Below are 14,219 nucleotides of genomic sequence, written 5' to 3'. Positions count from 1 at the left end.
CTCAAGCGTCAGCGGGGAAAGGTGGTATGGACATCGCTTTCCTCGCTGGCGTTTTTTTGATGGGTCTTTCGACGGATGCATTTCAGCGTCTCTCACTTCACGCCAGAGTTCACCACGCGATGCCCGATCAGCTTGACGTTGCCATCGGGCAGTTTTCTAGCAAGGGGCGCAAACCGACCAATCAAGATTTCCACGGGGCTTGCTTGCCCGGCCAGCCGCTGCGAACCACCAAAGGCATCCCGGTCGGACTGGCAGATGGAATCAGTTCCAGCGACGTCAGCCAAGTCGCCAGTGAAACGGTGGTGAAAGCGTTTCTGGACGACTACTTCTGCACGTCCGAGGCATGGTCGGTCAAGCATTCTGTCTATCAAGTCCTGACCGCAACCAACTACTGGTTGCATTCGATGACCCGCCAGAGCCAATATCGCTATGACCAAGATAAAGGGTACGTGTGTACGTTCAGCGGCATCGTTTTTAAATCCACCACCGCGCATTTGTTCCATATCGGCGACACAAGAATTTACCGGATGCGTGGTGAAAAAATCAAACTTCTGACCAGCGACCATCGGTTGAGAGTCTCGCAAGACACCAGCTACCTGACACGGGCGATGGGCTTTCGTGATGAACTTGAAATCGATTACCAAACGATCGCAGTGGAACAAGGCGACGTGTTCTTTCTGCTGACCGACGGAGTCTACGAATTCGCCGACGACGACTGCTTGCGGCAAGCCGTCGCCCAGCACGCCGCCGACTTGGATGCCGCGGCAAAACAGATTGTCACTCATGCACTCGATCACGACAGCGACGACAACGTCACGGCCCAAATCGTTCGCATCGAATCGGTCCCCCGACAAAGCCTGGACGAAGCGTTTCAAAAGCTGACCGAACTTCCATTTCCACCGGAGTTAATCCCGCGGATGGAGTTCGAAGGTTACAAGGTGATTCGTGAGTTGTATGCCAGTAGTCGCAGCCATGTGTACCTCGTGACCGATTTAGAAACGGAACAGCCATTTGCACTCAAGACATTGTCGGTCGAACAGCAAAATGACCCCGCGCATCTGGACCGATTCTTGACTGAGGAATGGATTGCGCGACGATTGAATCACGCCAACGTATTGAAAGCGTTTCCATCAAATCGCCAACGGCATTCGCTGTATACGATCACCGAGTTTATCGAAGGCCAAACGTTGACTCAGTGGATGATCGACAATCCCAACCCGAACTTGGAGACGGTACGATCGATCGTCGAGCAGATCGGAAAGGGGCTGCAAGCATTTCACCGATTAGAGATGTTGCACCAGGATTTGCGTCCAGAAAACATCATGATCGATGCACAAGGCACCGCAAAAATCATCGACTTTGGTTCGACTTGGGTTGCCGGCTTGGCCGAACGAACCACTCCAATCCAGCGCGATCACGCACTCGGCACGGTCCAATACATGGCACCGGAATACCTGCTAGGGCAATCAGGCACCTCGCGCTCAGACGTCTTCTCACTGGGTGTGATTGCCTATCAAATGCTGACCGGTCGGTTGCCGTATGGATCCAAACTGGCTCGTGCTCGAACTCGATCAGCACAAAACAAACTAAACTACGAAACGGCAATGGATGTCGAACGTGAGATTCCGGTTTGGATCGACGGAGCGCTCAAGAAAGCAGTGCAAATCAATCCCAACCGGCGTTATGAAGAACCGTCAGAGTTCGTCTACGATCTGCGACACCCCCGCAAAGAATTTTTGCGTGACGGACAACCGCTGTTGTTGCGAGATCCGGCAGCCTATTGGAAACGCGTCGCGCTGACACTGCTGTTCTTGCTGATCACTGTCTGTTTCGCTTGGATCATCACGGGTTAGACGCGGATGATTCAATTGCGATGGGGCGCAAGCTCGCGGCTGTGTCGGGCCATCGGTCAGCGGGCAGAGTTACGGTACATTCCGCTCTCAATTTTCTGCCAGGCGTAAACGTTCAAGGGCGGTATGTTCAACGGTACACTTTCGCGCCGCGAGGGACCAAAGTAGGGGCGGGCAAACGACTCGACATCGGAACGCAATTGATACGCGATGAAGGTTCCTCCGCAGTGCAGTGAAGCGTGGATTGACTGCGTGATTTTCTTGGCCGTGTCCGCTGGCAAAGCACTGAAAGGAATTCCCGACACCACGACATCGGCATGAGCAATTCCTTGATCCCGAAGAATCGTCACCAAGTTCACTGCGTCACCGTTGATCACGGTTAACCGTGGATCCTGAATTTGGTGCAGTGATTCCATGAACGCTTCCGTCTTCTCAATCGCTATCAGACGACTATCGGGTTTCATGTTTTGCAACAGAACCTCGGTCGTTCCGCCTGCCCCCGGGCCCAGTTCAACGACGATCTGCGCTTCGGCGATGCATTCCCTTTGACCAATGTTGTCCATTAAAAACGATGAACTCGGCAACACCGTCGCCACTTGCAAGGGCTGTTTTGCCCAGGCTTTCAACACACACAGAGCGCGCTTCAGAAACGAAGGCGTCGACGGTTCGGTCGGCGCCAACGGAGAGTGGATCGAAACGGCCATCGGTCAACTACCTCGGTGCGGTCATGTGGCTCTGGGAATGCAAATCAAACAACGCTGACCAGATTGTCAATCGTGGCTTTCCGTTTGAGCAAACGCCATGCCAAATCTTCGTTTCAAAGCACTGGCGTCCAATGCGCGACTGCTGCGCGACCAAGACGTCTTCGAATCGACCAACGCCAACGACCGCCGCACAGCAACCCAGACCAATTCTGTGCCGCAAATCACAAACGCTGGCAATGGCACGTGATCTGCAAACTGGACTGCTAAACCCATCTTCAATGAATGACATACCCAAGGACAACAACATGAATCCTCATGACAAACTCATCGATCTGATTCAAGATTTCGACAACGCCATGCTGATCACCAAAGCGAACGGCGGTAAACTCGACGCCCGGCCAATGGCAATCGCCGAAGCGACCGACGATGGTGAAATCTGGTTTGTCACTGATCGAAATTCGGGCAAGATCGCGGAACTAATGCTCGACAGCGATGTCGCGGTGACTCTCCAGGGATCAAAGACATTCGTTTCACTTAGCGGTGTCTGCCGCGTCGTCGACGATCGGGCAAAGATCGAATCGCTATGGAACGAAGCTTGGAAAGTCTGGTTTCCGGCCGGTAAATCCGACCCCGCGATCACACTGCTGAAGGTACAACCGGAGCGTGGCGAGTACTGGGACAACTCGGGATTCTCGGGATGGAAGTATCTGTTCAAAGCCGGCAAGGCTTACTTGCAAGGCGAGCAACCCGAGAAGGATGACTCAATCAGTGCCAAGGTGACACTGTAGGAAAATGAATCAATCCTCCACCGGGGCGTCGGCGTCCGCAGGGCTTTCCTCCGACTGCCGCTGCCCCGAGTGCTGAGGTGTCGCCTGCGGGGGTGTCATCGCCAGTATCTGCCTGGGGATCTCAGGATTTTGGAACGTGAGCGTGCGATAGGGGAATGGAATTTCAATGCCCGCATGATCCAACGCCAATTTGATTGCGGTGACCACCTCGTCACGGCTGCGGCGGATGTCGATCGGTTTGGAGCCGGTCCACCAAGCGACTTCGAAATTGATGCTGCTGCTAGCGAATTCCTTTGCAAACACTTCGACCGTGCGTTTGCCCTGCACCGAATCACACGATTGAACAGCGGCGGTGATGACCTGGCGTGACTGATCGACATCTTCACTGTATGCCACACCACAAATCACGCGAACACGACGTTGTGGCTGGCTGGTCAGGACGTCAACATTGTTCTTGAACAGCGTCGCGTTGGGCACAACGGCTAGCTCCCCATCCAGTTTGCGAATCATCGTGTTGCGAACCGTAATTTGTTCCACTTTGCCGCTCAGGCCGTCGCAACTGATAAAATCGCCGCGATCAAACGGGTACCCCCAAAGGATCAAAATGCCGGCAAAGAAGTTCTCGAAGATATCCTTGAATGCAAAACCGATCGCGACCGACCCGAGCCCCAATACGGTCAGTGCTTTGGAGGGCGTCATACCAGGAAACGCGACGACGGTTGCAATCAACAACCCGACGATCCAGACAGCGATCGAAGTCAGTTGAAAAACCAAGTCTTTTAAACTGTGGCGCAGCGATCGATTGTCGAGCAGGCGGTAGATCGACCAGCCGATCGCTTTGGCCAACAGAGCGGTGAGAGCAACGATCACGATCGCGGTAAAAATCAACGGGGACCGCACCAAAAAGTCTTTCCATAGACGATTCAGACTCTCGTGGACCACCAGCTTGGTGGATTCCAAGTCGACTTCGCCAGCGACCTCGACTTCGTTGATGACAACGACCACATCTTCGGTTTTCCGAGCGACATTGGCAGCCCACTCACGGTGTTCTTCGTTGTCGGCGATGCCTTCAAGGGTGACCACACCGCTATCAATCGTGACGTTCGTGTCGGTGAGCCAGCCGGCTTTGGTTGCGGCATCAAAAATCTTCGTCAGCCGTTCCAAAATCAGCGAGTCATCGGAAACGTTGTCGACCGCGACCGTCGCGGCGGGAGCATTGTCGGGCTCAGTGGTCTCCACCGCAGCCGGATCTTGCGCCGGCGCATTGGCAAGCACGACCAAAGAGACCCCTATCAGAAACAGCAGGCGTGTTTTCATTTCAGCTGATCAAGTTTGCTTCGTCGTCGATGGTCTGGTCATTCGCGGTTGCACGAATCACGTCGGATTGCTCGGTACCCAAATCGCCTTCGCCAACGTTCACAGTTTTCTCTGGCGCCGTGGATGACGGCGGCGATTCGATCGCTTGCGTGGTAGTGGTCGATTCCAACAGTTGCACCGGCACCCCGTGCGGGAACACCAACTCGCGAGCTTCGTCGGGCATCGTGATCTGAGCTTCTGTCAGCACCTGTTTGACTTGGCGAATGATCGAACTGCTAACTTTCAACGGCGAGAACTTGGTTTGGTCGAACCAGTAGTACACACACAGATTGACAGTCGCGGCACCCAGCGATTCCACGATCACCATCGGCTCGGGATCGTCAACGACCGCAACGTGTTCGCCCAGCACCTGCATGATCAATTGTTGCGCTTCGGTTACCGAATCATCGAATCCGATCCCCACGGTGAAGTCCAACCGACTGAGCGGCGTGGCTGTGAAGTTTGTGATCTTGCCTTTGTAAACGGTGCTATTGGGCAATTGAATCTGATTGCCCTGCAGTGTGTTGAGCACCGTGCCCCGCGTGGTGACCTTGCGGACGAATCCTTTGGCACCCTCGACTTCGATCAAGTCACCGACCCGAAACGGATGGTTGAGCGAGATCAGAATGCTGGCCAAGTAGTTTTCCGCGATATCCCGAAAGGCAAACCCGAGTGCCAGTCCGATCAGGCCGGTACCACCAAGTAGTGTCACGGCCAAACGCGTTAACCCCGAGACGCGCAAAGCAATGTAGATTCCGATCACAAACATCAACACACCCACCACGTTACCAGCGACCTGGCGCAGCAACGTGCTATCCAAGCGGCTGCGGGTCAGCCAGCGAGTCAGACGGGCACCGCCGATCGCTACGTAATACGAAAGCAATCCGATCAGCAGCGCGACGACCACCAGCGGCAGAATCCCCGTGGCTTCGCGACCGAGTTGCTTGAGTGATGCGATGGCCGGAGCGAAATTCCAAAGCGGTTTCTCTGCCACCTGAATGCGGTTGATCACGGCCACGACATCCGAGGTCTTCATCGCAGTCGCTTCGGCCCATTGCTGGTGCTTCTGCGTGTCTGAGGTGCCGGCTAAGAAGGCGACGCCACGATCGACGGTGACTTGGGGGGACACAAACCATTGCGTCGCTTCCAAGATTTCTTGCAACCGGTTTTCAATCTCGTTGTCGCTGCTGGTCGGATCAACTTGCACCCGTTCGGCGACGTCGATTGCGACACTGGAATCATCGGCGGCGGAGCCCGGGACCACTTCGGCGGCCACATCATCCGCGGTCGTCGTCGGGTTTGCGGCCGGTCTCGCAGTTGGCGGCGGCGACTGGGCTGCCAATGGCAGTGACGGCAGTGCAATCCACAACAAGGCCAACAAAGAGAGACAGACTGTCATGGACGCGAAAGGACTGTGCTATGGGGGGACGAGTGTTCGGCTGTTTAGCCGTCTTCATCAACCTGCAAACCACGTTCCAACAACAGAGGCCACGTCACGCCCATCACTCTATCAACACAATCGTCGCGGTAATGTCGGAATCGACCAGACGAAACCCTCGCTCCGGCTCCGCTCGGCGGACTGGACGTCTAGCGACCAGGCTGACGGAAAACCGCGCGTGAGTGGAGCGAGTCAGATGGTCGAAGAATGCTCAGGCCTTGTAGCATTCTGGCCTGGTCGTCGGCTCAAGCCGCGGCCACGCGCTGACTCGGATTGGTCAATGCGACAATCGTCACGCCATGTTGCTTGGCCAACCGCAGCGTCGTTTCGCGTTCGACCAGAATGGTTTTATCGGCTTCCACGGCGATCGCGACACCGCCGTTCTCGGCCACCCGCGTGACGGTCTGTGGGCCGATGGTGGGAACATCAAAACGCATGTCCTGATTCGGTTTGCTGACCTTGACCAATGTCCATCCGCCGCGCCGACACAACTGCCCCGTGCGTTCGATACAAGCATCGGTTCCTTCAACCGCTTCGACCGCCAACACCGTGGAGTCTTTGATGGTGATGGATTGGCCGATGTCCATGCCGCCCATCTGTTTCGCGACCTGCCAACCAAATTCGACGTCTCGAGACTGTTTGGCCGTCAGTGGTTTTCCAATCAAGTGTCCTTGGTTCACGAGTAGCTCCGGAGCGAAATCGGTGGCGGGACAAATTGTCAATGACTTTTTCGCATAGGTGTTGGTGACCGCTGTCAACAAACTGTCGTCGCGCGAATCGGGACGGCTACCCAACAGGCAGGGGCCGAAGGTGCGAATGGCCGTCAGATCGGGGCAATGCTTGATCCACACACTGCCTTGGAATAGCAATTCGGATTTGAACAGCTTGCCCGCCATCGTGACCTCGCGAACGCCATGCCGACGAAAGTACGCGATGTGTGATCCGATTTTGCCGACGCCTGACCATTTGACATGGTCACAAATCGATTCCAAATCGGATTGCGCGTGATCAGTAATCGCCACGCAGTAGATTCGCCGCCCGCTGGCAACCACTTGTTCCGCGACTTCGACAGGGAAACTTCCCCAGCCGGCGATCAATCCCAGTGGCGGCGGCTGGTCACTCGGGCGCGATGTCGAGAACCGTGACGTCAACTGCCGCAATAATTCTCGACCGTATCCTCGCCGCTGGATCATGCCGCCCGCCCCGTCTCGGTCTGGTCTTGATCCGAATCGGCTTCGGCGAGTTGCTCAGTCAGCGCTTCGAGCTGTTTACGAAGCTGTTTGAGTTCCCGGCGCATTTCAGGCAACCGACGTTGCACCGCAAAGATCTGCATCTGGTCACGCTGCGGCATCGCTGGTGAACCGAGATAGACTTGGTTGCCCGCACAGTCATCCATCACGCCCGCCTGGGCACCGACGATGGTGTGATCCTCCAAGGTGATGTGATCTTTGACCCCCACTTGGCCTGCCAAGATCACGTAGTCGCCGGTGGTGCATGAGCCCGCAATTCCGACTTGGCTGCAAATCAAATTGTGTCGACCAATTTGACAGTTGTGGGCAATCATCACTTGATTGTCGATCTTGGTTCCTTCGCCGATGCGAGTCGCGCCATAGGTGCCGCGATCGATCGTCACACTAGCACCAACTTCAACATCAGATTCGATGACGACATATCCCAACTGAGCGGTCGGCCGATGTCGACCCGATTGTTGTCGGTATCCAAATCCGTTGGCGCCGATGACCGTGCCGGCATGCAGCACCACGCGATCACCCAGTTCACTGTATTCGTAGAGCGTCACGCCAGGATGCAGGACACAATCGTCACCAATCTTGCAGCCGGGCAAGATCACCACGCCGGGCATGATCAATGTTCGTTGGCCGATCGTCGCGCCGGCACAAATCGTCGCCGTCGGATGGATTTTTGCTGAACTGGCAATCGATGCCGACGAATCAACCCCCACGCCGGGCAGCGCCGATGCGATGGGAGGGCGAAACACTGAAACGATCTTGGCGAACGCTGCGTGCGGATCCGCCACAACAATCTGCGGAAATTGGCAGGTTTCGATCTGCTGCGGCGTGATCAACGCCAGCGCCTGTGCGGCATGCAGTTGTTCGAGCTGTTGTGGATCAACGATCAGTGTGATCTGGTCGGCGGTGGATTGCCCCGGCGGATTCGCCCCGCGGCAAATCAGAGCTGGGTCGCCGTGAAGCGTTCCGCCAACGCTGTCGGCGATTTCGTCGAGTCGGATTTCCACGGCGAAGTCCTTTTCGCATGTTTTGTCGTCGATTCGGCCAATCCGAATCCTGCATCGGTCAGGTATACCGGCCGACCCGAGTTGACTGCAAGTGAAACTTTTCCGCCCCCCCACCCGTCTCAGATACGAACAACAGCGCAGTCATTCCGACAACACCTACCAGCAAAGCAGCAGCGCCCAATTGCTGCCACCCACCAATCTCCACTGCCGCTTCGACCTCATTAGCGTCAGCGAGGGAATTTGGCGGGTGATCAGAATCCCTCGCTGAAGTGTCGGGCTGGGAAAAACCAATGGCTCACGCAAACATGTGAGTAATCGATAGCTCATAGAGGCCAGCTACAGCTTCGACGCCGATGGAATCGTTCGGATCCCTGCGGTTGGCATGCCGAGTGCAATCATTTCCCCTGAATCAAGAACACAGGGCCGCTCCGCGTCTCAGCCATCATCTCCAGGGAGAAATCGAAGTGAGTCGACACCACCACCTCGCCATTGCCGTCATCACGTGCACGACCGTCTTCGTCGCAGCAGCACCGTCCGCCCGTGCCGGGCATGAATCACCGGTGTATTGCGCCGCCGACCAATATCGCGAAGCGGTGCGGAAATTTGAGCGATTGGTGCTACGGACTCGATACGTCGAACGATATGACGAGCGTCTTGCCGACGATTTGGAGGACAGTACGAGTCGGCTGAAAACCGCGGCTCGCGACCCCCGTCGGCTGGACCGATTGTTCGAACGATTTGCACACACCCAGATTCTGCATTGCCGTGTCGAAGAGGTCTTTTTCCTACGAACAGTCTATCCACCCAACCCCCAATGGGATGCCTGTTGGCAGATCGTCAACCTGACCTATCAAAATCTGGTTCAAGAAATGCGATGTCTACAAAGCGTCCGTCACGCCGGCCACGGACATGCGATTTATCAGGAACCGACCGAAATCAAGATCCAGGTCCCGGCGGTCCTCCCGCGGCCGCTTTATCAAAATGACTACCCCTATCAGTACCAATCTCAGCCGTCTTTACCGGCACCGGTTGCTCCGCCACGACCGGCTGCATTCGACACCCGCGGCGAGCCCTTGGAAGTCCGTCTGGATCGAGACGATTTGCCGTCGTCACGGCTGACGCGGCGAACGATTCAGACGCACCAGGAACTGCGAGAAGCGGTGATCGGAGCCCTGCTGGAGCGTTAGCCAATGGACGCCCGTTTATTTATATATTCTTTACAATCGTTTCACCCAGCTATCGACTTCAGCGGTGCCAACCAGTAATCTTTAGTTGGGTGCTGAGCAATGCTCGCATCAAGCGCTCGGGATGTTTTGCCCCAATGTCCCGGGCGCGCTTTTTCCACCCTCTCTGGTGATTTGGCGAGCCGGGATTCGTGCGTGTACTGGGATCGGTACGCGCTGCCCGCCTCCGCCTCGCAGTGGCGACTCGATCAGCCTGCGTTTTCATAAAGTCCGCATGAAGAATGCCTGATCCAGGCTGCTGTGCGCTTGGCGACTTGCGCGTGGCTTTGCGTTGCTCGATATGATGCCCTCCCATCACAGAACTGCTTCCGCTGATTCTCTCCCGCCACGGTGCCGCCCGATCATGAACGTATCGCGTCTTCTGTTCTCCTTCGCTGCAATTGCCAGCTGCCTATTCAACATCGCCCCGCCAGAGTTTTGTGCTGTGGGCACGGCCGCAGAACTGCACGTCATTTCCGCTGACGAACCTGCCCAAATGGATGGAAAGGAAGTCGATTGGATCTACGGCGATTATGAAATGAGCAACGACCTACTGTCGCTAACCATTGCGGCGCCGCTTGCGACCCGCGACGCCAATTTAACGGTTCGCGATATCGGCGCATCGATTCTGGACCTGACGCTCAACACGCCTTCCAACGATCAACTCAGTGCCTTCATCCCGGCCGCAGCACGTTACCAGTTTCATGATCCGTCGCTGGTCGAAACCGGGGGCGATGAACATGCCGTGTACTGGCGTTGTCAATCTTCGCGGTCATTAAAAGAGGACGAGACGACAGCCACGGTGACCTACCGATTGGTTGATGGAGAACCGTTCGTTCGCGTGATGGTAGTGATCGACGGCGAGACTGCATCGGCGGTTAAACCCTATGACGGTTTTCGCGCTGATCGGACATTCAAATTTGATTCGCTCGGCCGGATGGCGACCTGCAGCGATTCGTTCTTTCGACAAACATTGGGCGTCGCCGTCGAAGCCGCTTCGACGCCGCCCAGCTGGGTTTCCAAACGCCCCGCCGAACTGCACTACAGCGCCGCCCAAGTCCAAAAAAGTGACAACCAAATCAGTTGGTCGATCCGACTGTATCCGGCGACTTCGCTGCTCGATTTAAACTCCGTTGCCGACGCGGAGTCGCAACCGGTGGCGATGCAGACGCTGCAAGTCCAATCGGCGCTACCGGCCTTTGACGGCCAAGCCATGATGCGGGCGTTGTTGTCGGTCACTGGTCCCGGTCAAACCGAAAATGACCAAGCGTCGCGAACGCTGGAAACCGATGACCAGGGTGTTGCCCATGTTCGCTTGGCTCCCGGGACCTACAGCATCAAAACATCTGCGATCGGGTTTCAGTCATCGACCACCTCCATTGAAGTCACCGAACAATCCCAATCCTTCCCGCTTCCGCTATCGGGATTCAGTGGAATCATCGCCACGGCAACCGATGGCGATGGGCAATCCATTCCAACCAAAGCCACCCTGTACCGGGTCGATGGCGACGCCCCCGATTATGGGCCGGACAGCACTCGGACGTTCATCAAAAATGTCGTCTATTCGGTGCACGGGCGGATGCGATGCCCGCTGGATCCCGGCAACTACGAGATTTATTTCAGCCACGGACCGGAGTTCAACAGCGTCAAAAAAGCGATCACAGTCAAGGCAGGCCAGGTCAGCGAAATCGTGGTGCAGCTCCAGCGAGTGGTCGATACAACCGGTTGGGTCAGCGTCGAACTTCACAGCCACAGCAGTCCCTCGGGCGACAACGTTTCGGACCAATTCGGGCGTGTCGAGAACCTGTTGTGCGAGCATCTGGAATTTGCCCCCTGTACCGAACACAACCGGATCAGCAGCTACGTCCCCCACCTCAAAGCCATGCAACTGCTCGACCAGATGGCGACTTGCAGTGGAATGGAATTGACCGGCCGACCACTGCCGATCAACCACCAAAACGCATTCCCGTTGCACCACCATCCGCACACTCAAAACGGCGGTGGACCACGTACCGACGCCAACCCAGTGGTTCAGATCGAACGGCTCGCGATGTGGGACAACGGCTCTGATAAATTGGTGCAACAGAACCATCCCAACCTGCACCAAATCCACGGCGATTTAGACATTGACGGCACTGCCGACGAGGGCTTTCGCGGCATGCTGCAATGGATGGACGTTGTCGAAGTACACCCGCTGACCACAATCTTTGACGACATCGTCAGCAAACCGCCCAACGTGCGGGAAATGAAAATTCCATTGTTTCAGTGGCTGCAGCTACTCAATCATGGCTACCGAATCCCCGGGGTGATCAATACCGACGCGCATTACAACCATCACGGCAGCGGTTGGCGGCGCAACTGGTTCCTGAGCAGCACCGATGACCCGGCAACGATCAGTACTGAAGAAATGGTGCGGCAAGCCGAAGCCGGGCACATCATCATGTCGACCGGACCATTTCTAACCGTGGAAGCCAAACCCGCCGGGTCCGCTGTCACGGCGATCCCCGGTGACGATTTGTCGGCCGCCGGTGGCAAGGTCGCTATGAACGTGCGTGTTCAATGCCCCAACTGGTTGGATGTCAATCGCGTGCAACTGTTCATCAACGGCCGCCCGAGTGTCGATCACAATTGGACACGCAAGACCGCTCCCGGAATGTTTGCCGATTCGACGGCGGTGACCAAGTTCGATTTGTCGTTCGCGGTCAAACTTGACAGCGACGCGCACCTGATCATCGCGACCATCGGCGAGGGCATGACCATGGACAAGGTGATGGGACCACAGTACGGCAATCGTCCTCCGATCGCGGTTAGCAATCCGATCTTCGTCGACATCGATGGAGATGGCTTTCACGCCAACGGCGACGATTTGGGACTGCCTTTGCCCGGTGCGATTGCGGGGCATCAACACTAACAGACTGCGAATCGGCCGCGCGAGTCGCTGAATCGGGGTAAACTGTGTGCCCCGATTGGACCGCAACACGCCCCGCCCCCATTGCAGCGACTGAACATGATGGCTGATTCTGTTCGAACTCGACCACACAGGCTTCAAACTCTCCCGCGTGCACTCGCCTTGCTGTTGGTCGCGCTGGCCGGTGTGTTTGCTGCCGGCCAGACGCTGGCCGCCAAACCGAACGTTTTGATTTTGTACGCCGATGACCTGGGCTATGGCGACCTGCGAGTCAATCAACCGGATTCGAAAATCCCGACTCCGAATCTGAATCGACTCGCTCGCCAGGGGATGCGATTCAGCGACGGGCATTCATCGTCGGGTATCTGTACGCCCAGTCGATATGCGTTGCTGACCGGGCGCCATCACTGGCGTGACTTCCACGGCATTGTCAATGCATTTGGTTCATCCGTGTTCGCCCCGGATCGACTGACGCTGCCGGAAATGTTGTCCCGACAAGGCTACGACACCGCAGCGATTGGGAAATGGCATTTGGGCTGGGACTGGGCCGCCATTCGCCGCCCCGGCGCCAAGAGCAGCAAGCAAGGACGCACCCAGGTCTGGGGTTTTGACGCCTTCGACTGGACCCAATCGATCCCGGACGGGCCCCTGGCGCACGGATTCGATCATTACTTTGGCGACACCGTGATCAACTTTCCACCCTACGCCTGGATCGAAGATGATCGTTTGGTGACACCACCGGACACGATGATGGACACCACCAAATGGAAACCGATCAAAGAAGGCAACTGGGAGTGTCGTCCCGGTCCAATGGTCAGCGACTGGGATCCGTATCAAAACATTCCCACGATCACTCGCCGCGGCGTTGACTACCTGCGATCGCGCAAGGACACCGACAAGCCATTCTTCCTGTACTTTGCATTTCCATCGCCGCACGCACCGATCATCCCCAACGATCGATTCGACGGCAAATCAGGGGCGGGTCCCTACGGTGACTTTGTGTTTGAAACCGACGACGCCGTTGGACAACTGCTATCGGCACTGGATGAATCAGGACAAGCCGAAAACACCATCGTTGTATTCACCGCCGACAACGGGCCAGAAAAGTACGCTTATGCACGAGATGAAAAATACGACCACTGGTCGAGCAGTCCGTTTCGTGGACTCAAACGCGACACCTATGAAGGTGGTCATCATGTGCCCTTCCTGGTTCGTTGGCCGGGAGTCACACGACCTGGTTCTGTTAACGAGACGCTGGTATCCCAAATTGATTTGATGGCGACACTCGCGAACGTTGTTGAGTTTGAATTGCCGACCGACGCCGCCGAAGATTCGCATGATCTGACGCCATTATTACGGGGATCAACAAATCCCGTCCGATCCACTCACGTTCACAACACGCGCACGAACGAGTATGCGATCCGGGATGGTAAATGGTTGTTGGTCGCCGCCAAAAATGGTTATGTCAGCGGGCGCAATGCTGCTTGGGAAACAAAACACCAATATCCGGCTGATGATCAACAATCGGTTGAACTGTATGACATGCAAACCGATATCGGCCAGCGAAACAACGTTGCCAAGGATCACCCCGAAGTGGTGAAACGCTTGCAAACGCTACTCGCCAAGATCCGCCAGCAGGGATTTTCTGCGCCACGTTTGGTTGATGCGGAGTAAGATTCAGGATCAAATCAGCTTTCC

General features: G+C 56.2%; 11 protein-coding genes. 6 read left to right on the top strand and 5 right to left on the bottom strand.

Going from position 1 to position 14,219, the window contains the following annotated elements:
- Window positions 1–26 precede the first annotated feature (26 nt).
- Complete coding sequence (locus NHH03_RS09835; protein ID WP_253155725.1) at window positions 27–1,853, top strand: bifunctional protein-serine/threonine kinase/phosphatase; 1,827 nt, start codon at window positions 27–29, stop codon at window positions 1,851–1,853.
- Between the two features lie 56 nt (window positions 1,854–1,909).
- Here the strand turns inward: NHH03_RS09835 and NHH03_RS09830 are convergent, their stop codons facing one another.
- Window positions 1,910–2,554, bottom strand: a complete 645-nt coding sequence (locus NHH03_RS09830; RefSeq protein ID WP_253155723.1) for a class I SAM-dependent methyltransferase — start codon at window positions 2,552–2,554, stop codon at window positions 1,910–1,912.
- A gap of 97 nt (window positions 2,555–2,651) precedes the next feature.
- Here NHH03_RS09830 and NHH03_RS09825 point away from each other — a divergent pair, with 97 nt between their 5' ends.
- Both NHH03_RS09825 and NHH03_RS09820 read left to right on the top strand, forming a co-directional pair.
- Window positions 2,652–2,801, top strand: a complete 150-nt coding sequence (locus NHH03_RS09825) for a hypothetical protein (protein WP_253155721.1) — start codon at window positions 2,652–2,654, stop codon at window positions 2,799–2,801.
- Window positions 2,802–2,859: 58 nt separating this feature from the next.
- Entirely contained in the window at window positions 2,860–3,342 is a 483-nt protein-coding gene (locus NHH03_RS09820; protein ID WP_315861440.1) for a pyridoxamine 5'-phosphate oxidase family protein, read from the top strand.
- 9 nt (window positions 3,343–3,351) lie between these two features.
- Here the strand turns inward: NHH03_RS09820 and NHH03_RS09815 are convergent, their stop codons facing one another.
- The 4 genes from NHH03_RS09815 to lpxD all read right to left on the bottom strand — a co-directional run bounded on the left by NHH03_RS09815 (window position 3,352) and on the right by lpxD (window position 8,390).
- Complete coding sequence (locus NHH03_RS09815) at window positions 3,352–4,659, bottom strand: mechanosensitive ion channel family protein (RefSeq protein WP_253155719.1); 1,308 nt, start codon at window positions 4,657–4,659, stop codon at window positions 3,352–3,354.
- A 1-nt stretch (window position 4,660) separates the two neighbouring features.
- Window positions 4,661–6,097: a mechanosensitive ion channel domain-containing protein gene (locus NHH03_RS09810; protein WP_253155717.1), complete on the bottom strand. Its 1,437-nt coding sequence runs from the start codon at window positions 6,095–6,097 to the stop codon at window positions 4,661–4,663.
- Window positions 6,098–6,381: 284 nt separating this feature from the next.
- Window positions 6,382–7,329: an LpxI family protein gene (locus tag NHH03_RS09805; RefSeq protein WP_253155715.1), complete on the bottom strand. Its 948-nt coding sequence runs from the start codon at window positions 7,327–7,329 to the stop codon at window positions 6,382–6,384.
- On the bottom strand, window positions 7,326–8,390 hold the full coding sequence (gene lpxD / locus NHH03_RS09800; RefSeq protein ID WP_253155712.1) for a UDP-3-O-(3-hydroxymyristoyl)glucosamine N-acyltransferase: 1,065 nt from the start codon (window positions 8,388–8,390) through the stop codon (window positions 7,326–7,328). The genes NHH03_RS09805 and lpxD overlap by 4 nt, the downstream gene beginning before the upstream one ends.
- Window positions 8,391–8,854: 464 nt before the next feature.
- On the opposite strand from lpxD, the gene NHH03_RS09795 reads away from it, so the two are divergent.
- From NHH03_RS09795 to NHH03_RS09785, 3 genes are all read left to right on the top strand, one after another.
- Window positions 8,855–9,577, top strand: a complete 723-nt coding sequence (locus NHH03_RS09795; protein ID WP_253155710.1) for a hypothetical protein — start codon at window positions 8,855–8,857, stop codon at window positions 9,575–9,577.
- 532 nt (window positions 9,578–10,109) lie between these two features.
- Window positions 10,110–12,524, top strand: coding sequence for a CehA/McbA family metallohydrolase (locus NHH03_RS09790; protein ID WP_253155708.1), 2,415 nt, complete (start codon window positions 10,110–10,112; stop codon window positions 12,522–12,524).
- A 96-nt stretch (window positions 12,525–12,620) separates the two neighbouring features.
- Entirely contained in the window at window positions 12,621–14,195 is a 1,575-nt protein-coding gene (locus NHH03_RS09785) for a sulfatase family protein (RefSeq protein WP_253155706.1), read from the top strand.
- Window positions 14,196–14,219: the final 24 nt, after the last annotated feature.

The organism is Stieleria tagensis (assembly GCF_024129865.1).
Lineage (GTDB): Bacteria > Planctomycetota > Planctomycetia > Pirellulales > Pirellulaceae > Stieleria > Stieleria tagensis.
Note: the sequence above shows the minus strand (reverse complement) of the source record. Positions and strands in the feature narration are given on the sequence as shown.